General features: G+C 40.4%; 19 protein-coding genes and 3 pseudogenes. 18 read left to right on the top strand and 4 right to left on the bottom strand.

Translation table 11 applies throughout. The features are described from left to right. Positions 1-54 precede the first annotated feature (54 nt). A complete protein-coding gene (gene metG / locus OVN21_RS06680; RefSeq protein ID WP_267247787.1) occupies positions 55-2,052 on the top strand; it encodes a methionine--tRNA ligase in 1,998 nt (665 codons plus the stop codon). Positions 2,053-2,068: 16 nt separating this feature from the next. Here metG and OVN21_RS06675 read toward each other — a convergent pair whose 3' ends face one another. From OVN21_RS06675 to coaA, 3 genes are all read right to left on the bottom strand, one after another. After that, complete coding sequence (locus OVN21_RS06675) at positions 2,069-2,602, bottom strand: DNA topology modulation protein (protein WP_267247786.1); 534 nt, start codon at positions 2,600-2,602, stop codon at positions 2,069-2,071. Between the two features lie 52 nt (positions 2,603-2,654). After that, complete coding sequence (gene rpsT / locus OVN21_RS06670; protein WP_001274000.1) at positions 2,655-2,891, bottom strand: 30S ribosomal protein S20; 237 nt, start codon at positions 2,889-2,891, stop codon at positions 2,655-2,657. A 67-nt stretch (positions 2,892-2,958) separates the two neighbouring features. After that, positions 2,959-3,879 carry a type I pantothenate kinase gene (gene coaA / locus OVN21_RS06665; protein ID WP_267247785.1) on the bottom strand — a complete coding sequence of 307 codons (921 nt, stop codon included), beginning with the start codon at positions 3,877-3,879 and terminating at the stop codon, positions 2,959-2,961. Positions 3,880-4,076: 197 nt separating this feature from the next. Here coaA and OVN21_RS06660 point away from each other — a divergent pair. The 9 genes and pseudogenes from OVN21_RS06660 (at position 4,077) to OVN21_RS06620 (ending at position 12,432) form a co-directional block, all read left to right on the top strand. After that, positions 4,077-4,483, top strand: a pseudogene (locus OVN21_RS06660) (hypothetical protein). 195 nt (positions 4,484-4,678) lie between these two features. Further along, positions 4,679-5,269, top strand: a complete 591-nt coding sequence (locus OVN21_RS06655) for a class I SAM-dependent methyltransferase (protein WP_267247784.1) — start codon at positions 4,679-4,681, stop codon at positions 5,267-5,269. Then, a complete protein-coding gene (locus OVN21_RS06650; RefSeq protein WP_267247783.1) occupies positions 5,266-6,543 on the top strand; it encodes a pyrimidine-nucleoside phosphorylase in 1,278 nt (425 codons plus the stop codon). The genes OVN21_RS06655 and OVN21_RS06650 overlap by 4 nt, the downstream gene beginning before the upstream one ends. Positions 6,544-6,562: 19 nt before the next feature. Continuing rightward, positions 6,563-7,225, top strand: coding sequence for a deoxyribose-phosphate aldolase (deoC, locus tag OVN21_RS06645; RefSeq protein WP_267247782.1), 663 nt, complete (start codon positions 6,563-6,565; stop codon positions 7,223-7,225). Continuing rightward, positions 7,212-7,601 carry a cytidine deaminase gene (locus OVN21_RS06640; protein ID WP_267247781.1) on the top strand — a complete coding sequence of 130 codons (390 nt, stop codon included), beginning with the start codon at positions 7,212-7,214 and terminating at the stop codon, positions 7,599-7,601. Before deoC ends, OVN21_RS06640 begins: the two co-directional genes overlap by 14 nt. Positions 7,602-7,690: 89 nt before the next feature. After that, positions 7,691-8,743: a BMP family lipoprotein gene (locus tag OVN21_RS06635; protein WP_267247780.1), complete on the top strand. Its 1,053-nt coding sequence runs from the start codon at positions 7,691-7,693 to the stop codon at positions 8,741-8,743. A 143-nt stretch (positions 8,744-8,886) separates the two neighbouring features. Then, positions 8,887-10,422, top strand: a complete 1,536-nt coding sequence (locus tag OVN21_RS06630) for an ABC transporter ATP-binding protein (protein ID WP_267247779.1) — start codon at positions 8,887-8,889, stop codon at positions 10,420-10,422. After that, positions 10,415-11,473 (top strand): ABC transporter permease, encoded by a 1,059-nt coding sequence (locus tag OVN21_RS06625; RefSeq protein WP_267247778.1) that lies wholly within the window; start codon positions 10,415-10,417, stop codon positions 11,471-11,473. The genes OVN21_RS06630 and OVN21_RS06625 overlap by 8 nt, the downstream gene beginning before the upstream one ends. 2 nt (positions 11,474-11,475) lie before the next feature. Then, positions 11,476-12,432 carry an ABC transporter permease gene (locus tag OVN21_RS06620; protein ID WP_267247777.1) on the top strand — a complete coding sequence of 319 codons (957 nt, stop codon included), beginning with the start codon at positions 11,476-11,478 and terminating at the stop codon, positions 12,430-12,432. A 34-nt stretch (positions 12,433-12,466) separates the two neighbouring features. Here OVN21_RS06620 and plsY read toward each other — a convergent pair whose 3' ends face one another. Further along, a complete protein-coding gene (plsY, locus tag OVN21_RS06615) occupies positions 12,467-13,108 on the bottom strand; it encodes a glycerol-3-phosphate 1-O-acyltransferase PlsY (protein ID WP_267247776.1) in 642 nt (213 codons plus the stop codon). Positions 13,109-13,242: 134 nt separating this feature from the next. On the opposite strand from plsY, the gene parE reads away from it, so the two are divergent. The 8 genes and pseudogenes from parE to OVN21_RS06575 all read left to right on the top strand — a co-directional run bounded on the left by parE (position 13,243) and on the right by OVN21_RS06575 (position 20,922). Continuing rightward, on the top strand, positions 13,243-15,186 hold the full coding sequence (parE, locus tag OVN21_RS06610; protein WP_267247775.1) for a DNA topoisomerase IV subunit B: 1,944 nt from the start codon (positions 13,243-13,245) through the stop codon (positions 15,184-15,186). Between the two features lie 14 nt (positions 15,187-15,200). Then, positions 15,201-17,228, top strand: a complete 2,028-nt coding sequence (locus OVN21_RS06605; protein ID WP_267247820.1) for an HsdM family class I SAM-dependent methyltransferase — start codon at positions 15,201-15,203, stop codon at positions 17,226-17,228. Positions 17,229-17,287: 59 nt separating this feature from the next. Next, positions 17,288-17,752, top strand: a pseudogene (locus OVN21_RS06600) (restriction endonuclease subunit S); the annotation flags it as partial. Next, complete coding sequence (locus OVN21_RS06595) at positions 17,726-18,394, top strand: restriction endonuclease subunit S (protein WP_267247819.1); 669 nt, start codon at positions 17,726-17,728, stop codon at positions 18,392-18,394. The pseudogene OVN21_RS06600 and the gene OVN21_RS06595, both read left to right, overlap by 27 nt. Before the next feature lie 89 nt (positions 18,395-18,483). Beyond that, a complete protein-coding gene (locus OVN21_RS06590; RefSeq protein ID WP_267247774.1) occupies positions 18,484-18,825 on the top strand; it encodes a hypothetical protein in 342 nt (113 codons plus the stop codon). A gap of 12 nt (positions 18,826-18,837) precedes the next feature. Beyond that, positions 18,838-19,437, top strand: a pseudogene (gene fic, locus OVN21_RS06585) (protein adenylyltransferase Fic). A gap of 67 nt (positions 19,438-19,504) precedes the next feature. Beyond that, the gene (locus OVN21_RS06580; RefSeq protein WP_267247773.1) at positions 19,505-20,293 is read left to right on the top strand and encodes an aminoglycoside 6-adenylyltransferase; all 789 of its coding nucleotides are present in this window, start codon (positions 19,505-19,507) and stop codon (positions 20,291-20,293) included. A gap of 68 nt (positions 20,294-20,361) precedes the next feature. Then, the gene (locus OVN21_RS06575; RefSeq protein WP_267247772.1) at positions 20,362-20,922 is read left to right on the top strand and encodes a GTP pyrophosphokinase; all 561 of its coding nucleotides are present in this window, start codon (positions 20,362-20,364) and stop codon (positions 20,920-20,922) included. Positions 20,923-21,118 lie beyond the last annotated feature (196 nt).

Here is a 21,118-nt window from a genome sequence, read left to right as displayed (position 1 = left end):
TGATATAATGAAGTGTTAGAAAAACAGGTTTCATTTGCCTGGAAAGGAAAAATTATGTCTGAAAAGAATTTTTATATTACAACGCCGATTTACTATCCATCTGGGAAACTTCATATCGGTTCTGCCTACACAACTATCGCATGTGATGTCCTAGCACGTTACAAACGCCTGATGGGCTACGATGTATTTTATCTGACAGGTCTTGATGAACATGGTCAGAAAATCCAGCAGAAAGCGGAAGAAGCTGGTATTACACCTCAAGCCTATGTTGATGGAATGGCGGTTGGAGTTAAAGAACTCTGGCAATTACTAGATATCTCATACGATAAATTTATCCGTACAACTGATGACTACCATGAAAAAGTTGTCGCACAGGTCTTTGAACGCTTACTTGCTCAAGATGATATCTACTTGGGTGAATACTCTGGTTGGTATTCAGTATCAGACGAAGAATTCTTTACAGAAAGCCAGCTGGTAGAAGTTTTCCGTGATGAAGCTGGAAATGTGACTGGTGGTATTGCTCCATCAGGTCATGAGGTTGAATGGGTTTCTGAAGAATCATACTTCCTTCGCCTTAGCAAATACCAAGACCGTTTGGTCGAATTTTTCAAAGCTCATCCTGAATTTATCACGCCAGATGGTCGTCTTAATGAAATGCTACGCAACTTCATCGAGCCAGGTTTGGAAGATTTGGCGGTATCTCGTACAACCTTTACATGGGGAGTGCCTGTCCCATCAAATCCAAAACACGTTGTCTACGTTTGGATTGATGCCCTTCTTAACTATGCGACAGCTCTTGGCTACGCTCAAGACGAACATGGTAACTTTGACAAGTTCTGGAATGGAACCGTCTTCCACATGGTTGGAAAAGATATTCTTCGTTTCCACTCAATCTACTGGCCAATCCTTCTTATGATGCTGGATATGAAACTCCCAGAGCGTTTGATTGCCCATGGTTGGTTTGTCATGAAAGATGGCAAGATGTCTAAGTCCAAAGGGAATGTCGTTTATCCTGAAATGTTAGTAGAACGTTATGGACTAGATCCACTTCGTTACTACCTCATGCGCAGCCTTCCGGTTGGTTCAGACGGAACCTTCACTCCTGAGGACTACGTCGGCCGTATCAACTATGAATTGGCCAATGACCTTGGAAATCTTCTCAACCGTACGGTTTCTATGATTAATAAGTATTTTGATGGGCAAATTCCAGCCTATGTAGAAGGGGTAACAGAGTTTGATAATGCTCTTGCTCAAGTAGCAGAGCAATCTATCTCTGACTACCATACACACATGGAAGCAGTTGACTATCCACGTGCCCTAGAAGCAGTCTGGACACTTATCTCTCGTACCAACAAATACATCGATGAGACAGCCCCGTGGGTCTTGGCTAAGGATGAAGCTCTTCGTGAGCAATTGGCAAGTGTCATGAGCCACTTGGCAGCCAGCCTTCGTATCGTAGCTCGCATGATTGAGCCGTTTATGATGGAAACTAGTCGCGCTGTATTGGTACAACTTGGTCTAGCAGAAGTTTCTAGCCTTGAAAACTTGAGCTTGGCAGATTTCCCTGCTGGTGTGACTGTTGTTGCCAAAGGAACACCAATCTTCCCACGTCTCGATATGGAAGAAGAAATCGCCTATATCAAGAAACAAATGGAAGGCAATAAACCTGCGGTCGAAAAAGAATGGAATCCAGATGAAGCCGAACTCAAACTTAACAAGGATGAAATCAAGTTTGAAGACTTTGACAAGGTTGAAATCCGTGTCGCAGAGGTCAAAGAAGTGTCTAAAGTGGAAGGTTCTGACAAATTACTTCAATTCCGCCTCGATGCTGGTGATGGCGAAGACCGTCAAATCCTTTCAGGAATTGCAAAATACTATCCAAATGAGCAAGAATTGGTCGGCAAGAAAGTCCAAATCGTTGCCAACCTTAAACCACGTAAAATGATGAAAAAATATGTCAGCCAAGGAATGATCCTCTCTGCTGAACATGATGGCAAATTAACTCTTCTCACAGTTGAACCAGCTGTACCAAACGGAAGTGTGATTGGGTAATAGCAAAAAACCAACGTTATACACGTTGGTTTTTCTTGTTGTTTGCGAGATTTTCTAAGAAGTGGTCCATCTCCTTTTGCGACCGGAGGACAATTACTTTCTCTAGATAGGTTTTTTGAATCCATTGATAACGTTCTTTAGCATTCTTTGTTCGCCCATCCCAGAGAATCCATCGGATAAATTCCAAGTCAAAGCGTTCGGGACAACCTGCAGCCATACTTTCTCTTACTTTTCCCCGGTATTTAAGATAACGTTTAAAGGCTCGTAGCAGACAATTCCAGCGAGAAAAATTGAGAAAGATGATTTGGTCAGCTTCCTGCATTCTTTCTTCATAGAAACACCAAGAATAATTTCCATCGATGACCCAAGTTTTATGATTGGTGAGAAAGTTTTTCATCTCGGTCAACATCCATTCTTGGTCACTGTCTTGCCAACCAGGCTGAAATTGGAGTGTGTCCATGTGAAGTTTTGAGATGGAGTAGTAGTGAGACAACTTTTCAGCTAGAGTTGACTTACCAGCACCAGAATATCCGATAATTGCGATTTTCATTTTCTACTTTTTCCTATTTGGAGACAAAAAAACAGCCTCTATGGACTGTTTCTTATTTAGCAAGTTTAGCTGAAAGACGAGCTTTATCGCGGCTTGCTTTGTTTTTATGAATCAAACCTTTAGTTTCTGCTTTGTCGATAGCTGAGCTAGCAGCACGGAAAAGTTCTTCAGAAGGGTTTGCTTCGAAAGCTTTGATAGCAGTACGCATAGCTGATTTTTGAGCTGAGTTTTTTTCGTTTTGTTTAACGTTCAATTCAGCGCGTTTGATAGCTGATTTAATGTTTGCCAATGTTCTTACCTCCATATTTACTAACTATACCATTATATATGAAAACTTAGGTTTTGACAAGGGGAAATTATTTTTTTAGGTAAATTTCATCGATTTCGTGGTTTTTAGTCTTGTGGAGAATGACCACGGCGCGATTCCTTGTTGGTTCGATATAGTTTTGTAGATTTATGAGATTAATACTGGTCCAAACCTGGTGTGCAAAGGCTTCAACTTCTCCAATCGGCATTTGCGTAAAGCGGTGGTAGTAGCTGTTGGGATCATTTTGGGCAAAGCTGAGGAGTTTTAAGAAACGATCCAGATACCAACTTTCAATGTCCTCGACAGCAGCATCCACATAGATGGAGAAATCAAAGAAATCAGTGATGTAAAGGCGCTCATTTTGAGGATTTTGAAAGACATTGATGCCTTCAACAATGACAAAGTCAGCAGCTTTGACATTTTGTTTTTCCTCAGGGACGATGTCGTAGATTTCATGAGAATAGACAGGAATATCCACATCTTGTCCATTTTTTAGGCGGTCAAGAAAATCCAGCAATGCTTCCATATCATAACTTTCAGGAAAACCTTTGCGATTTAAGATATCTTGGTCAATCAAGGTTTGATTGGGATAGAGAAAACCGTCAGTTGTCACCAATTCTACAGTAGCATCCGGGAGAGTACGTGATAGTAGAATCTGAAGTAAGCGACTAGTGGTCGATTTCCCCACAGCAACACTACCAGAAACCCCAATGATAAAAGGTTGGGATTTGCTTTCACGTTGGAGGAAAATTCCTTTTGAAAATGCCAAATCATCCTTGGTACGCTTGTAAATATGGATAAGATGGACAAGGGGAAGATAGACGTCCGTTACATCCTGCAGACTAATCTGGTCATTGAAACTCTTGATGGATTCTAACTCTTCCTCTGTCAAGGGAGGGGTTGTTTTGCGATGCAATGATTGCCAAGTCTGGCGACTGATTTTTTCAAAATGTAAAAATTCGTTGGTCATTTGTTTTCCCCTAGATATTTTGTCTATTATACCATAAAAAGCTAAAAAAATAAAGCGGTTTCTTGATGGTAGTAAGTCAATATCGTATAATAGAGATGGAGGTTGAATAGTTTAATGATGAAATAGGGAATTGTTTCTGAAGAGTTATCAGTTATTAAAAGTGGGCTTTTTAGTTCGCAACTTATAGAGGGTATACTATGAAAATCTTGAGATGTTACATATTGGAACTCTGTTTTATTTTAAGTTTTGCACTACCTTTTTTAAAAGGAGCGAATGCGGATAATGGTAGACGCTTTGTGGAAACCTATTACGGTTTTACTTTTTTGATGGAACATGCCATGGTAACAGTTGTCTTTATCTGTTCGCTCTTAATTGCTTTCTTACTAAAAAACGGTGGACGAAATGGCTTGCTGCGGGTAGTTATCTATTTTTGATTTTGTGGCTTGCTACAGAAGGATATCTATTCCGTATGTCACTAGAAGATTTGATACGACTTTGGACGAGTTTGGAAATTTTGACACAAACTTATCAGTTGAGTTTTTATCTAAACATCATATTGGGAATCCTGTTGATAATAAGGTATTTTAAGGTTAAGACATGGTAATAAAAATGCGTCTGATTACAGACAATCTGTTTTTTCCTGACTATGATACCTTATAGCTCCCAATGACTTGTCATTCGTTTCTGATAATTGAAAGAGATTGAAGAAAAGCTTTTTGGCTAGGATTCTTTAGTCTTTTTCATTTTATCGCTTTGTAAACGCTTTACAATTCAAGCCAAATTATGGTAAAATAGTTTTATGAGTAAAATGTATTATACAGAAAATCCTGACGCTGCTCACGACATACATGAGTTGAGAGTGGATTTGCTGGGAGAAAACATGACCTTTTTAACAGATGCGGGTGTTTTTAGCAAGAAAATGGTTGACTTTGGGAGTCAGCTTTTATTGAGGTGTCTAGAGGTTAATAAAGGAGAAACGGTCCTTGATGTGGGTTGTGGTTATGGACCATTGGGTTTGTCATTGGTCAAGGCTTATGGAGTTCAGGCAACCATGGTCGATATCAATAATCGTGCCTTGGACCTAGCGCGTCAAAATGCTGAACGAAATAAAGTAGAAGTGGCGATTTTCCAATCCAATATCTATGAACAAGTTGAAGGGAAATTTGACCATGTTATTTCCAATCCGCCTATTCGAGCGGGTAAACAAGTTGTTCATAAGATTATCGAAAAGAGCAGAGATTTCTTGAAAGATGGAGGTGATTTAACCATTGTCATTCAGAAAAAACAAGGTGCCCCAAGTGCCAAAAGCAAGATGGAAGATATTTTTGGAAATTGTGAAATTATAAAGAAAGACAAGGGATATTATATCCTTAGAAGTGTGAAAAAATGAGAGCGGTTGATTTAATTCAAAAGAAACGAGATGGTCAGGAACTGACTTCAAATGAAATCAAGTGGCTAGTAGAAGGCTATGTGGCAGGAACTGTTCCAGACTATCAGATGTCTGCCTTTGCTATGGCGGTTTATTTTAAAGGAATGACCACACGAGAGATTTCTGACCTGACGATGAATATGGTCAAGACAGGTCAAGAGTTTGACTTGTCAGCTATCAATGGAGTTAAAGTTGACAAGCATTCTACGGGTGGAGTTGGGGATAAGGTGACCTTGATTTTAGCCCCTTTAGTAGCCAGTTTTGGTGTTCCGGTCGCAAAAATGAGCGGTCGTGGGCTAGGACACACTGGTGGGACCTTAGATAAGTTGGAAGCAATTAAGGGTTACCAAGTGGAGCGCAGTCAAGAAGATTTCATTCGTCAGGTACAGGACATTGGTGTATCTGTCATTGGGCAATCAGATCAGCTTGTTAAAGCGGATAAACTTCTCTATGCCCTCCGTGATGTGACCGCAACTGTCGACACGATTCCTTTGATTGCGAGTTCGGTGATGAGCAAGAAAATTGCTGCTGGGGCGGATGCCATTTTGCTAGACGTGACTGTTGGTGAGGGTGCCTTCATGAAGACTGTCGATGAGGCGCGTGAATTGGCTCAAACCATGGTCGATTTGGGTAAGGCTGTTGGTCGAAAGACAGTAGCGGTTATTACTAATATGAGTCAACCCTTGGGACGAGCCATTGGCAATCGTCTCGAAATTCTTGAGGCAATCGAGATTCTCCAAGGAAAAGGTCGAGAAGATATCAGTCACTTTATTTGTGAACTAGCTCAGATTATGCTTAGTTTGGCAAATGTTGAGAAGACAGTGGAAGAAGTACGTCAACACCTTGAAAACGGCCAAGCGCTGGCTAAGTTTGAAGAAATGGTAGTAGCTCAAGGCGGTGATTTAGAAGATCTCTATCGCCCAGTCAAGGTGGCGCATGTAGTAGATATCCCTGCTCAAGAGTCAGGTGTCATTTCAGCCCTTCCAGCGATGGAATTTGGTCTCTATGCCATGAGATTGGGAGCTGGTCGCGCAGTCAAGTCTGATGATTTAGACTATGAAACTGGAATCGTTTTTGAGAAGAAGGTTGGTGACTCCGTTCAAAAGGGAGAAATTGTCGCAAAAGTTTATACAAATGGAAAAATTTCCCCTCAACTAGTTACAGAATTCCAAAAATATGTTAAAATAAATGATAGAGTGAAACGTTTGCAGGAAATAATTGAAATCATCTCATGAAAAAGAGAGGAATCCGAATATGAAATTAAACAAATACATTGATCATACGTTTTTAAAACAAGATGCCAGTCAAGAACAAATTGATTGTTTGCTATCTGAAGCGCGTGAGTATGATTTTGCTAGTGTTTGTGTCAATCCCACATGGGTAAAACATGCGAAAACAGGACTAGAAGGCTCAGATGTAAAGGTTTGTACAGTAGTTGGTTTCCCCTTGGGAGCGACAACTTCAGCTGTAAAAGCTTTTGAAACCAAGGAAGCTATCCAAAATGGTGCAGATGAGATTGATATGGTTATCAATGTCGGTGCCCTCAAATCAGGAAATCTTGATTTGGTTGAATCGGACATCCGTGCTGTTGTAGAAGCAAGTGATGACAGGTTAGTGAAAGTCATTATTGAAGCTTGCTTGTTGACAGACCAAGAAAAAGTTATAGCTTGTCAACTATCCCAAAAAGCAGGAGCTGACTTTGTCAAAACATCCACTGGATTTTCGACAGGTGGTGCCACTATAGAGGATGTTAAGTTGATGCGTAAAACAGTTGGACCAGATATGGGAGTTAAGGCGGCTGGTGGAGCTCGTTCATATGCGGATGCTCTTGCTTTTGTGGAAGCAGGCGCTACTCGTATTGGAACATCAGCTGGTGTGGCAATTTTAAAAGGAGAATTAGCAGATGGCGACTACTGAGTTGATTGACTTAGCAATTGAAACCAGCAAGCAAGCCTATGTACCCTATTCTCATTTTCCTGTTAGTGCTATTCTAGTGGTGAAAGATGGTAACGTTTATACAGGTGTTAATATTGAGAATGCTAGCTATTCTTTAACAAACTGTGGAGAGCGTACAGCTATTTTTAAAGCAGTTTCCGAAGGGCAAAGAGAGTTTTCAGAGTTGATTGTCTATGGACAGACTGAAAAACCTATATCACCATGTGGCGCTTGTCGCCAAGTGATGGCTGAATTTTTTGAAAAAGATCTAAAAGTGACACTTGTCGCTAAAGATAAATCGACGGTCGAGATGACGGTCGGGGAATTGCTTCCATACTCTTTTACAGACTTAAACTAGTCTGAGTCGCTCTCTGAGTGACGCGGTCCTTGTGGCCAACCAATCCATACTTGCAACATCGTTGCACATCTTATTTAGGAGGTTCAGTAATGAACAAGAAACAATGGCTAGGCCTTGGTCTAGTTGCAGTGGCAGCAGTTGGACTTGCTGCATGTGGTAACCGCTCTTCTCGTAACGCAGCTTCATCTTCTGATGTGAAGACAAAAGCAGCGATCGTAACAGATACTGGTGGTGTTGATGACAAATCATTTAACCAATCAGCTTGGGAAGGTTTGCAAGACTGGGGTAAAGAACACAATCTTTCAAAAGATAAAGGTTATACTTACATCCAATCAACAAGTGAAGCTGACTACGCTAACAACTTGCAACAAGCGGCTGGAAGTTACAACCTAATCTTCGGTGTTGGTTTTGCCCTTCACAATGCGGTTGAAGAAGCAGCAAAAGACCACTCTGACTTGAACTATGTCTTGATTGATGATGTAATCAAAGATCAAAAGAATGTTGCGAGCGTAACATTTGCTGATAACGAAGCAGCTTACCTTGCAGGTGTTGCTGCAGCTAAAACAACTAAAACAAAACAAGTTGGTTTTGTGGGTGGTATCGAATCTGAAGTTATCTCTCGTTTTGAAGCAGGATTCAAGGCTGGTGTAGCATCAGTAGATTCTTCTATTAAGGTACAAGTTGACTATGCTGGTTCATTTGGTGATGCTGCTAAAGGTAAGACAATTGCAGCGGCACAATACGCAGCTGGTGCAGATATTGTTTACCAAGTAGCTGGAGGTACAGGTGCTGGGGTTTTTGCAGAAGCAAAATCACTTAACGAAAGCAAAAATGAAAACGAAAAAGTTTGGGTTATCGGTGTTGACCGTGACCAAGAAGCAGAAGGTAAATACACTTCTAAAGATGGAAAGGAATCAAACTTTGTTCTTGTATCTACTTTGAAACAAGTTGGTACAACTGTAAAAGATATTGCTAACAAGGCAGAAAAAGGTGAATTCCCTGGCGGACAAGTTATTGTCTACTCATTGAAAGATAAAGGGGTTGACTTGGTAACAACTAACCTTTCTGAAGAAGGTAAAAAAGCCGTTGAAGATGCAAAAGCTAAAATTCTTGACGGTAGTGTAAAAGTTCCTGAAAAATAATAGATGGAAGTCATTTCTTAGGAAGCGGCCATCGGTCGCTTTTTTAAGAGTTGAGACAAAGTCATTTTGTCTCAGTAAAGCTTGCTACTAGACAAATTAGCAAGTTTTATTGAAATAAAATAAACCTCGGAAAGGAAAAGCATATGGCACACGAAAATGTCATTGAGATGCGTGATATTACCAAGGTGTTTGGTGAATTTGTTGCCAACGACAAAATCAACCTGCACCTACGAAAAGGTGAAATTCATGCGCTTTTAGGAGAAAATGGAGCGGGTAAGTCCACTCTGATGAATATGCTGGCAGGACTTCTCGAGCCAACCAGTGGTGAAATTGCGGTGAATAGTCAAGTTGTCAAACTAGATTCACCTTCTAAAGCTGCTAGTCTAGGAATTGGGATGGTTCACCAACATTTTATGTTGGTTGAAGCTTTTACAGTAGCTGAAAATATCATTTTGGGGAGTGAAATCACTAAAAATGGTGTGCTAGATATAGCTGAAGCTACTAAAGAAATCAAGGCTCTTTCTGAACGTTATGGCTTAGCTGTTGACCCTTCTGCCAAGGTGGCAGATATTTCCGTTGGTGCTCAACAACGTGTAGAAATCTTGAAGACACTTTACCGTGGGGCTGATATCCTGATCTTTGACGAACCAACGGCTGTCTTGACTCCGTCAGAAATTGATGAGTTGATGGCTATTATGAAAAATCTTGTTAAAGAAGGAAAATCAATTATCTTGATTACCCATAAGTTGGATGAAATTCGTGCAGTTTCTGACCGCGTTACAGTTATCCGTCGTGGGAAATCAATTGAAACCGTCGAAATCGCAGGGGCTACCAATGCTGATTTAGCAGAAATGATGGTAGGACGTTCCGTTTCCTTTAAAACAGAGAAACAAGCCTCTCAACCAAAAGAAGTGGTCTTATCTATTAAAGACTTGGTGGTCAATGAAAACCGCGGTGTTCCAGCTGTTAAAAATCTGTCCTTGGATGTTCGTTCTGGAGAGATTGTTGGTATTGCAGGGATTGATGGAAACGGTCAGTCTGAACTGATTCAAGCCATCACAGGTCTTCGCAAGGTTGAATCTGGTAGCATCGAGCTAAAAGGAAATTCAATTGTAGGCTTGCACCCACGACAAATTACAGAACTAAGTGTTGGGCACGTTCCAGAAGACCGTCACCGTGATGGTTTGATTTTGGAAATGATGATCTCTGAAAATATTGCCCTTCAAACCTACTATAAAGAACCACATAGTAAAAATGGAATTTTGAACTATTCAAATATTACTTCTTATGCTAAAAAGCTAATGGAAGAATTTGATGTTCGTGCTGCCAGTGAATTTGTGCCTGCAGCTGCACTTTCAGGAGGAAATCAACAAAAAGCAATTATTGCTCGTGAAATTGATCGTGATCCTGATCTCCTTATCGTCAGCCAGCCAACTCGTGGTTTGGATGTCGGTGCCATTGAATATATCCACAAGCGCTTGATTGAAGAGCGTGATAATGGCAAGGCTGTCCTTGTTGTCAGCTTTGAACTAGATGAGATTTTAAACGTCTCAGACCGTATTGCCGTTATCCACGATGGTAAGATTCAAGGTATTGTATCACCAGAAACAACCAATAAACAAGAACTGGGTGTCTTGATGGCTGGTGGAAACTTGGGAAAGGAGAAGAGTGATGTCTAAAAAATTACAACAAATTTCGGTTCCCTTGATTTCTGTCTTCCTAGGAATTTTACTTGGAGCCATTGTCATGTGGATCTTCGGCTACGATGCTATTTGGGGCTATGAAGAATTGTTCTATACAGCCTTTGGTAGCCTGCGTGGGATTGGTGAAATTTTCCGTGCCATGGGGCCTTTGGTCTTGATTGGTCTTGGTTTTGCTGTTGCCAGTCGTGCAGGTTTCTTTAACGTCGGGCTTCCTGGTCAGGCTTTGGCTGGTTGGATTCTTAGTGGTTGGTTTGCCTTGTCGCATCCAGATATGCCACGTCCCTTGATGATTCTAGCAACTATCGTGATTGCCTTGATTGCTGGTGGGATTGTCGGAGCGATTCCAGGTATTCTTAGAGCCTATCTAGGGACGTCAGAGGTTATCGTAACCATCATGATGAACTACATTGTCTTGTATGTAGGAAATGCCTTTATCCATGCCTTCCCTAAAGACTTTATGCAAAGTACAGATTCGACCATTCGTGTTGGGGCTAATGCAACCTACCAAACACCTTGGTTGTCTGAGTTGACTGGTAATTCGCGGATGAATATTGGTATTTTCTTTGCTATCATTGCCGTTGCAGTTATTTGGTTTATGCTCAAGAAAACAACTCTTGGTTTTGAAATCCGTGCGGTTGGTCTCAATCCATATGCCTCAGAATACGCTGGTATTTCTGCCAAACGAACGATTATCCTCTCAATGATTATTTCAGGTGCTTTAGCAGGTCTTGGTGGAGCTGTTGAAGGGCTTGGGACCTTCCAGAACGTCTATGTTCAAGGGGCATCTTTAGCTGTCGGATTTAACGGTATGGCGGTTAGTCTGCTTGCGGCCAACTCACCAATCGGTATTCTCTTTGCAGCCTTCCTGTTTGGTGTTCTCCAAGTTGGAGCCCCAGGTATGAATGCGGCGCAGGTGCCGTCTGAGCTTGTCAGCATTGTAACAGCTTCTATTATCTTCTTTGTCAGTGTTCATTATCTTATTGAACGCTTTGTCAAACCGAAAAAACAAGTTAAAGGAGGTAAGTAAAGATGTCTATTACAACCTTGCTCACCCTCTTGGTGTCTTCTATGCTGATTTACTCAGCCCCCCTCATCTTTACAAGTATTGGTGGTGTTTTCTCTGAACGTGGTGGTGTGGTAAACGTCGGCCTTGAAGGAATTATGGTTATGGGTGCCTTTTCTGGAGTCGTCTTTAACCTTGAATTTGCAGAACAATTTGGAGCAGCAACTCCATGGCTATCTTTGCTTGTAGCAGGATTGGTAGGGGGAATCTTTTCTATCATCCACGCAGCAGCAACAGTTCATTTCCGTGCAGACCATGTTGTCAGCGGTACTGTCTTGAACTTGATGGCGCCAGCCTTGGCTGTTTTCTTAGTGAAAGTTCTTTATAACAAAGGACAAACCGATAACCTAAGTCAGACTTTTGGACGCTTTGATTTCCCAGTCTTGGCGAATATCCCAGTTATCGGTGATATCTTCTTCAAGTCAACTAGTCTACTTGGTTATCTGGCCATTGCCTTCTCATTCCTTGCTTGGTTTATCCTCTTTAAGACTCGCTTTGGTCTTCGTCTCCGCTCTGTAGGTGAACATCCTCAAGCAGCGGATACCTTGGGAATCAATGTCTACAAAATGAGATATTTAGGGGTTATTATTTCAGGTTTCCTAGGTGGAATTGGCGGAGCGATTTATGCTCAATCAATCTCAGTTAACTTCTCAGTGACAACTATTGTTGGACCTGGGTTTATCGCCCTTGCTGCGATGATCTTTGGGAAATGGAATCCAATCGGAGCCATGCTATCTAGTCTCTTCTTTGGACTTTCGCAAAGTTTGGCTGTTATTGGCTCTCAATTGCCATTCTTACAAGGAGTGCCTGCGGTTTACCTTCAAATCGCACCGTATGTTTTGACCATTCTAGTCTTGGCAGTCTTCTTTGGAAAAGCAGTCGCACCAAAAGCAGATGGTATCAACTATATCAAATCAAAATAAGTATACAAAAAAACGTCAGTACAAAACTGGCGTTTTATTTATTAGGGTGTTGATGGGTTAGGTTCAATCCCCAAGGGACAAGATTTTCAGTTTTATTTTTGATACGTGTGATATTATCCTTGTGACGAATGATAATCAAGCTAGCAAGTGCTAGGATAATCAGAATGAAGAGAGGGTCATAGCTGCTTAGGATAAATCCAAATAGTGGAAATAGTAGGACTCCTATAACGGCTGCGGCTGAAGCAGTAACGCTGGACAAGGAAATCATACTACCAAGATAGAGGGTTCCAAAGAATACAATTGCTAGATAGAGACAGAAAACGGGAGCAAATCCGAAAACAACTCCAGCACTGGTTGCAACAGCCTTACCACCTTTAAAGCCTGCAAAGATAGGGAAGGTATGTCCAATGACAGCCAAAAGTCCAAAGATAAGAGGCGAAACACCTTGCAGATGAAACATAATTGGAAGAAGGGTTGCTAGGGTTCCTTTGGAAAAGTCAATCACAAAGGTCGCCATACCCGCTTTTTTTCCTAAGATACGGAAGGTATTGGTTGTTCCAGTATTTCCAGAACCATGCTCTCGCAGATTTATTTGAAAGAAAATTTCTCCGATCCAAAGACCAGAAGGAATCGAACCTAGCAGATAAGCTAAAATTAATAATACAAATGTCATCATATACCTATTATACCATGAAATAGTGTAGAAATGATGAGAATATCCTTTAAAATTGTGACAGCTGAACGGGAAAACTTTGCAAAATCCCTAGAAAACCTGTAGAATAGAAAAGATGAACAAATAGGAGGTTCCTTGTGTCAAAAAAGGAAATCAATATTAATAACTACAATGATGATGCCATTCAGGTGCTAGAAGGGTTGGATGCTGTCCGTAAACGTCCGGGGATGTATATAGGATCGACTGATGGGGCAGGTCTCCATCACCTAGTTTGGGAAATCGTCGACAATGCAGTTGATGAGGCCCTGTCTGGATTTGGTGATCGCATTGATGTGACCATTAATAAAGACGGGAGTTTGACTGTGCAAGACCATGGTCGTGGGATGCCGACTGGGATGCACGCTATGGGAATCCCAACAGTTGAGGTAATCTTTACCATTCTTCACGCCGGAGGGAAATTCGGTCAGGGTGGCTACAAGACATCTGGTGGTCTCCACGGGGTTGGTTCTTCTGTTGTAAATGCTCTATCTAGTTGGCTGGAGGTTGAAATCACCCGTGATGGGGCAATCTATAAGCAACGTTTTGAAAATGGTGGAAAACCTGTCACTACCTTGAAGAAAATCGGTACAGCGCCCAAGTCTAAAACAGGTACCAAAGTTACGTTTATGCCTGATGCGACCATCTTTTCTACGACAGACTTCAAGTACAATACTATTTCAGAACGCCTCAATGAGTCAGCCTTTCTCTTAAAAAATGTGACCTTGTCTCTGACAGATAAGCGAACATATGAAGCAATCGAATTCCATTATGAGAACGGGGTACAAGACTTTGTTTCCTACCTTAATGAAGACAAGGAAACCTTGACACCAGTTCTGTACTTTGAGGGGGAAGATAATGGTTTCCAAGTGGAAGTTGCCCTCCAGTACAATGATGGATTTTCAGATAACATTCTATCCTTTGTCAATAACGTTCGTACTAAAGATGGTGGAACGCATGAAACAGGGCTCAAGTCCGCCATTACTAAGGTTATGAATGACTATGCGCGTAAGTCAGGTCTTCTCAAGGAAAAAGATAAAAACCTTGAAGGTTCCGACTATCGTGAGGGATTAGCGGCCGTTCTTTCTATCCTTGTTCCTGAAGAGCATCTTCAGTTTGAAGGACAAACCAAGGATAAACTAGGGAGTCCACTAGCTCGTCCAGTTGTGGATGGGATTGTGGCTGATAAGTTAACCTTCTTCCTAATGGAAAATGGAGAATTAGCTTCGAATCTTATTCGCAAGGCTATCAAGGCGCGTGATGCGCGCGAGGCGGCACGTAAGGCGCGTGATGAGAGTCGAAATGGTAAGAAGAACAAGAAAGACAAGGGCTTGTTATCTGGAAAATTGACCCCAGCCCAGTCAAAAAATCCAGCTAAGAATGAACTCTATCTAGTCGAGGGGGACTCTGCCGGTGGTTCTGCCAAACAAGGTCGTGACCGTAAGTTTCAGGCTATTTTGCCTCTTCGTGGGAAGGTCATCAATACAGCCAAGGCTAAGATGGCAGATATCCTCAAAAACGAAGAAATCAACACTATGATTTATACCATCGGTGCAGGTGTTGGAGCGGACTTCTCTATTGAAGATGCCAACTATGACAAGATCATTATCATGACCGATGCGGATACCGATGGTGCCCATATCCAGACCTTGCTCTTGACCTTTTTCTACCGCTATATGCGTCCTCTTGTCGAGGCAGGTCATGTCTATATCGCCCTTCCACCTCTTTACAAGATGTCAAAAGGAAAAGGCAAGAAAGAAGAAGTGGCCTATGCTTGGACGGACGGTGAATTAGAAGAACTCCGCAAACAATTTGGTAAAGTCGCTACCCTCCAACGCTATAAAGGTCTTGGTGAGATGAACGCCGACCAGCTCTGGGAAACAACCATGAATCCAGAAACTCGTACCCTCATACGTGTTACAATCGAAGACCTAGCCCGCGCCGAACGCCGTGTCAATGTTCTCATGGGAGATAAGGTCGAACCACGCCGTAAGTGGATTGAGGATAATGTCAAGTTTACGCTGGAAGAAGCGACAGTGTTTTAATGAAAGAAAATAATATGTTAGTAAACTGGAAATTAGAGTCGGATGTGAATGACTATGTGAAAAAGCAGTTTGAAAATCTTGGTTTGAAAAAATTGCAGGATTATAATGAAGAATCTGCTATGAGTGCTTATCTCAAAGAGGCGCTTAAGGGAGCGGCTAAGACGCAAACTAAGACTAATTTTGGAAAACCAGATTTTCATATTGAAAAATACAAACAAGTTCCTATCTTGATTGAAGACAAACTCAAATTGTCTAAGCTAGTTGCTCAAACAAAGGACGGTATTAAGTTTGATGATAAATCAATTAGTGATTTTGCAGTGAATGGGGCTTTGCATTATGCGAGGGCAGTTATTGATAGTGGTAAATATCATGAAGCCGTCGCAGTTGGTGTTGCAGGAGATAACGAAGAAAATGTGACTATCAAAGTTTATTATGTCTTTGGTTCTGCTCCTAATGCCTATAAAGAGCTATCAAAGGTAACGACTTTTGATTTTTTGGAAAATGAGTCCACCTTTGAGACATTCTACAAAGATGCTATTTTGAGCGAAGAAGAAAAACACCAAATTCTGATTGATAGTCAAGCGACCTTGCAAGGCTATGCTAAAAAGCTCAATAAATTGATGCACAACCATAATATCACAGCTCCTCAACGGGTGCTTTATGTGTCTGGTATGCTATTATCTATGCAGGATATCGTAGATTGTAAAGGCAACAAGGTTGATGAGGGGTTAATACCTGATGATTTAAAGGGTGTACAGTCTGAAACCAAGCGTGATGGTAAGAAAGTAGTTGATCAAATCAAGGCTTTCCTAGATGAACGCGAAATCAATGAAGACAAGAAAACTCTCATGTTGGCTTCTTTCGGAGAAATTTCCAAAGATAGCCAACGAGACGAGTTAACTAACAATGACAGAGAAGTAGCCCAACTTCTCCCTCAAAAGGAAAATTCTGTTACCAAGCAAATCTTCACTTTTATCTATGAAAATATTTTCAAATCCATTGATGGTTTGGGTGGGCATATCGATATTATGGGGGAGATGTACTCCGAATTTCTCAAGTACGCTTTGGGAGATGGAAAAGAAATTGGTATTGTCCTGACCCCTCCGTATGTTACCAAAATGATGGCGCAAATTCTGGGGATAACAAGTGAGAGCAAGGTTATGGATTTGGCGACTGGTTCAGCTGGTTTCCTCATTTCAGCGATGGAGTTGATGATAGATCATGCAAATACCAGTTTTGGGAAGGGAACTTCTCGAGCCAACGATGAGATTGCAAAGCTCAAGAAAGATAATCTACTAGGAATAGAACTAAATGCAGAGATGTATACATTAGCGACAACCAATATGATTCTTCGTGGAGATGGGTCTAGTCGAATTGAAAAAGGTTCTGCCTTTAATCGTCCTGAGAGTCTATTTTCGGATTTTAGAGCTAATCGTGTCTTGCTGAATCCACCTTTCTCTTATGAAGAAAATGGTCTTCCTTTTATAGCTTATGGTTTGGATAAGATGGAGCGTGGTGGCCTAGGTGCCATTATCATTCAAGATAGTGCTGGTTCTGGTAAGGCAACAAAGACAGCTCAAGCTATTTTGAAAAAGCACACCCTGCTTGCCTCTATCAAAATGCCTGTGGATCTTTTTGTTCCCATGGCAGGAGTCCAGACTTCTATCTACATTTTTAAGGCTCATGAGGCACACGATTACGACCAGACGGTTAAATTTATTGACTTTAGAAATGACGGTTTTAAACGTGCTAAACGGGGTATTTCAGAGGTTGATAATCCTATCCAACGTTACCAAGATGTAATTAAAATTTATAAGGCTGGTACGAGGGCAGAGGTGAGTAAAGAACTTTGGGATTTGGATGCTATCTTTATCGAGGACTTTATCACTGACAAGGGTAATGATTGGAATTTCGAACAGCACCAGATCATTGATACAAAACCAACCTTGGACGATTTTAAAAAGACTGTTGCTGACTACTTAGCTTGGGAAGTGGAACAACTCCTGAAAAACAAGGGGGAAGATAGCTCAAAAAAAGCCTAAGCCCCAGACTCGCAAAGTTAGAAGATGACTTTGTCAAAGCTGGGGGAGAGTTTAAAGAATATAAAGTATCCGATTTATTTGATATTGTATCGGGGAATCAGCCGTCCCTTCGTAATCGTTTTAATGTAAAGGAAGAAGGAATGGTCAATACAATTACTGGAGCAACAACTCGAAATGGGATAAATTTTTATTCGTATAGCGATTTTAGTTATAATCATGAGTTGACAATATCAAAAGATGGTGAGTATGCAGGAACAGTTTTCTTACAGACAGAACCTTTCATTGTCGGAGGACACTGCATGGGGATTTTTGCTAGTAAAAACTATAAAACAATGTCTGATGAGAGTAAACTATATATTGCAGCTCTTATTAATAAAGTACGTCCGATGTGGGCCGGTAATGATAGACCTAGCGTACAAAAATCTCGTCTTGAAAAATTAGAACTGGAATTACCATTTTTAAATAACGAATTAGTATTTTCATATATGGAAAACTATATCAAAGCGCTCGAGGCTGAACGCATCGAGACGCTCGAGGCTTATCTAACTGTAACAAATCTTAGAGACTGTCATCTTACAAAAAATGATGAAAAAGTACTTGACAAGTTTGCAAAACTTTCCGATACTAAGAGTGGAGTAGAGGAGTCGGAGGTATTCCGACTTTCTCAGGTATTTAACTTATCCAGTAGTAAAAAGAAATTCAATGCAAATATGATTGAGTTTGGAGGAAAATTTCCTTATGTAGCTCGTGGAGATAGTAACAATGGGATTCGAGGTTATATTACAGAGAGTGAAGAATTTCTCAATTCTGCCAACACAATTAGTTTTGGCCAAGATACGGCAACGATGTTTTATCAAAAAGAACCCTATTTCACAGGAGATAAAATTAAGGTATTGCGCACTAAAGAAGTAGAATTGGATAGGTATAAAGCTCTTTATTTAATTACTTCATTAAGAAAGAGTTTCTCTACATTTAGTTGGGGAAGTAGCTCTTTTAATGAAAAAGTATTAAAAGAGACAGATGTTAAGCTTCCTATCAAAAACAATCAAATCGACTATACATTTATGTCTGATTTTATTCGAGCAGTGGAGAAATTAGTTATCAAGGATTTAGTCATCTGGGCTGACAAAAAAATTGCTACGACTAAGGAAGTAGTAGCAAGATAGTTCAGGACAAGTTGAGTTTTGATAACAGCTGTTTATTTACAACTTACAAAAAGTTTACATTGAAAAAAGTAAGAAGGAGTATCTAGTGAATGGTGAATAAGAAACCTAAAGGAGCGGCAAAGATTAGATTGTTCAAAATAAGTCATGCAGAGTATGGGAAAATACTTGATGTGTTGGATGCGAAAACATCTATTTTGGATGTAAGAAATATGATTTCTAATAGAGAGCCTGATTATGAGTATTTTATTCCTGAAGTGATATTTTCATTGGATAAAGAGGCTAAGGAAAATGGTTTCTATTTTAGCGGACTCAACGGAGATTTTGCTTACTTACCAAGGGTTACTACAGACATTGTAGAGTTTAAGTTGCCAGATGAACTGAAAGAACATATTGCTAAAGGACACCCTGTTTTCTATACAAAATGGCGTTAATAAGGGGAAAACATGATATTGAAAAATAAACTAGGCATTACAAACTCAGCCCAGCTGGCAGATGCAGAAGAAAAACTGACAAAAAACAAGCAGCCCTGCTTTTTCAGACAGGAGATTTGTTTAAGATGGAAGTTGGTACATTTTTAGGGCTGTCAGCGATTCACTATTATCTTTTTTCAGGCATCTATGATTTCGCTGGAAAGATCCGTGATGTTACTATTGCAAAGGATAATTTTCAATTTGCGCCTCGTATTTTTTAGAGCAATCCTTGCAGTATATTGACAAACTTCCTCATGACAATTTTGATCAAGTGGTTGATAAGTATGCGGATATGAACATTGCCCATCCTTTCCGTGAGGGAATGGATGTGCCATGCGTATTTGGTTAGATTGTATGCTTCGTGAGAAGCTGGGCAAAGTGGTAGATTGGAACGCCATTGATAAGGATGAGTACCTGAATGCCATGAAGCGTAGTGCAGTATCGACTGGAGAACTCAAGTATTTACTTCTCAATAACTTGACGGATAACCTCACTCAGACCAGTTTCTTTAAGGGAGTGGATGCTTCATACTACTACGAAGGATATAGCCTTTACCAGACAGGAGAGTTATAGTATAAAAGCTATCCAGTAAAAAGAAGAAGCAGATACCTAGTAACCTATAAAACGAGAAGGTACTGACATGAGAGCTGAAACAGAAATACTAGATCTGATTTTACAAACTGCCAAAACTTTACAAGTCGAAGCTGTCGCTATGTCTGGTTCGCGAGCTTGTCCAAAAGCTCCAAAAGATGAATTTCAAGACTACGATGTGGTCTATATTGTGGATGATTTTGATAATCTGACAAGTGACCTTTCTTGGTTGGATCAGTTTGGCAAACGAATCATTGAGCAAGAGGTTGTTCTTGACCATCGTCGTCTTTATCTCATGCTCTTTGAAGATGGCAATCGTATTGATTTGACTCTTTGCCCTAAAGAACACATTCAAGAATGGGTGGATAGTGAAGCTGGTTATACAGTTTTAGAAGATAAGATGGGATTGTTTGAAACCTTTTCTCCTAGTCCAGAGCGTTTCTGGATACACACAGCTAGTGAGACAGATTTTAAAGATTCCTGCAATGAATTTTGGTGGATATCGACTTACGTGGGCAAAGGAATTTGTCGCAAGCAACTTATCTATGCGACGAACCATCTCTACGGTATTTGTCAACAAGAATTGTTGAAGATTTTGGCTTGGCAAATGGCAAATGATAGGGGAGCGGTCGACATCGGAAAGAACTACAAGTATCTCTTTAATTACTTACCTGCTGAGAAGGAGAAGGTGTTCTCAAATCTTCTTGACTTCTCAAGTTTAGATAAAATCACTCAGTCGCTCTTTTCCACTATGGCTGTCTTTAATCGGGAAGCACAAAATTTAGCTCAAAAAATGGGATTTGACTACGATAAAGAAATCGCTGAAAGAATGATTTAGTATGCTGAGGAGAGATTGAAGAAGTTTGGAAATGATTAGAAAAATGAGAAAGCGAGAGGAGAAGACTCATGATTGAAAAAGTGGAACGCCTCATTACAGAGATTAATCGTATTCATCGAGAATATTCTAAAGATTATTTTGAAACGGGTAAGGTGGAGAAAATCAATCTCAAGCATACCTTTTCTAAAGTTCCGACGAAAGCGATTTTGTCCTACCGTTTGAACTTACATGAGTCAATTAATGATTATCTGATGAAGGCGGATGTCCAAGATATTGCCTATGTTTATCGTGTCAAAACTTCTGAGTCTATTTTAGATAAAATTACACGTTTTTCTGATCGTCAAGAGGGCTATCCTGTGAATTCCATTCTTAATGATATTTTTGGTGCTCGTATGATTTTAAGTTCCAAAGAGATAGCTCATGTCATGGAGAAACTAGATGATTGGCAAGAGCTGTACGGACTAAAAAACTGGTATTTACGTAACAAAGATGGCTATGTAGGTATTCATATCTATTTTAAAAATAAAAGTAATTTTTATTACCCATGGGAACTCCAACTCTGGGATAAGAAAGATGTAGATAGCAATATCGTCAGTCATATCAAGTATAAGCGAGGATTTGTGAAATAGACATTTCAAGTGGAAATGACGATACAGGAATTGGATGAAATTCACTCACCCTATATTTTTCTTTTTCCATAATATTTACTCTCCATTCTTTGAAAGGAGTTGAACACGCCTTAAATGCTGTGTGAAAAATCCTTACTAACTGATGCAACAAATTTTAAACACATTAAATTACAGAAAGGATAGTTTGGTTATTTTT

The organism is Streptococcus sp. Marseille-Q5986 (assembly GCF_946902915.1).
In the GTDB taxonomy this organism is placed as follows: Bacteria; Bacillota; Bacilli; order Lactobacillales; family Streptococcaceae; genus Streptococcus.
This window is presented reverse-complemented; position numbering and strand designations above follow the sequence as displayed.

Excerpts from the sequence above, each read along its gene's own strand:
- metG (WP_267247787.1), top strand. The coding sequence starts at position 55 with ATGTCTGAAAAGAATTTTTATATTACAACGCCGATTTACTATCCATCT.
- OVN21_RS06675 (WP_267247786.1), bottom strand. The coding sequence starts at position 2,602 with ATGAAAATCGCAATTATCGGATATTCTGGTGCTGGTAAGTCAACTCTA.
- coaA (WP_267247785.1), bottom strand. The coding sequence starts at position 3,879 with ATGACCAACGAATTTTTACATTTTGAAAAAATCAGTCGCCAGACTTGG.
- OVN21_RS06655 (WP_267247784.1), top strand. The coding sequence starts at position 4,679 with ATGAGTAAAATGTATTATACAGAAAATCCTGACGCTGCTCACGACATA.
- OVN21_RS06650 (WP_267247783.1), top strand. The coding sequence starts at position 5,266 with ATGAGAGCGGTTGATTTAATTCAAAAGAAACGAGATGGTCAGGAACTG.
- deoC (WP_267247782.1), top strand. The coding sequence starts at position 6,563 with ATGAAATTAAACAAATACATTGATCATACGTTTTTAAAACAAGATGCC.
- OVN21_RS06640 (WP_267247781.1), top strand. The coding sequence starts at position 7,212 with ATGGCGACTACTGAGTTGATTGACTTAGCAATTGAAACCAGCAAGCAA.
- OVN21_RS06635 (WP_267247780.1), top strand. The coding sequence starts at position 7,691 with ATGAACAAGAAACAATGGCTAGGCCTTGGTCTAGTTGCAGTGGCAGCA.
- OVN21_RS06630 (WP_267247779.1), top strand. The coding sequence starts at position 8,887 with ATGGCACACGAAAATGTCATTGAGATGCGTGATATTACCAAGGTGTTT.
- OVN21_RS06625 (WP_267247778.1), top strand. The coding sequence starts at position 10,415 with ATGTCTAAAAAATTACAACAAATTTCGGTTCCCTTGATTTCTGTCTTC.
- OVN21_RS06620 (WP_267247777.1), top strand. The coding sequence starts at position 11,476 with ATGTCTATTACAACCTTGCTCACCCTCTTGGTGTCTTCTATGCTGATT.
- plsY (WP_267247776.1), bottom strand. The coding sequence starts at position 13,108 with ATGATGACATTTGTATTATTAATTTTAGCTTATCTGCTAGGTTCGATT.
- OVN21_RS06605 (WP_267247820.1), top strand. The coding sequence starts at position 15,201 with ATGTTAGTAAACTGGAAATTAGAGTCGGATGTGAATGACTATGTGAAA.
- OVN21_RS06590 (WP_267247774.1), top strand. The coding sequence starts at position 18,484 with ATGGTGAATAAGAAACCTAAAGGAGCGGCAAAGATTAGATTGTTCAAA.
- OVN21_RS06580 (WP_267247773.1), top strand. The coding sequence starts at position 19,505 with ATGAGAGCTGAAACAGAAATACTAGATCTGATTTTACAAACTGCCAAA.
- OVN21_RS06575 (WP_267247772.1), top strand. The coding sequence starts at position 20,362 with ATGATTGAAAAAGTGGAACGCCTCATTACAGAGATTAATCGTATTCAT.